A 306-nucleotide genomic window follows, 5' to 3' on the forward strand; every position below is an offset into this window, starting at 1 on the left:
AAAATAGATATCAAATTCTTGTTGTTTACCACTAATTACACCATCAACATAATTATTTATAAGATAATAAGAGAAACCTTTTTCACCGTATACATCTGTTATAAACGTACCTGAAAAAGGTTTACCATCTTTATAAATCCCTCTCGATAATTCTATATTATCACGATTTTTAACGATAAGTTCGTCAATATAAATCCCTTCCTTTAGCGTAGCTGTTTTTAAAAATACTCCATCTTTATAATCAACAAAAACCCCATCATAAGGTCTTTCATTTTTATAAATTAATTTCTGAATTAAATTTCCATC

At 26.8% G+C, this 306-nt stretch carries 1 protein-coding gene; it reads right to left on the reverse strand.

The features are described 5' to 3' along the window. The coding region (locus QWI17_RS09010) for a hypothetical protein (protein ID WP_302722180.1) at positions 1-306 on the reverse strand (306 nt) is incomplete at both ends.

Source organism: Gilvimarinus gilvus, from assembly GCF_030518155.1.
Taxonomy (GTDB): domain Bacteria; phylum Pseudomonadota; class Gammaproteobacteria; order Pseudomonadales; family Cellvibrionaceae; genus Gilvimarinus; species Gilvimarinus gilvus.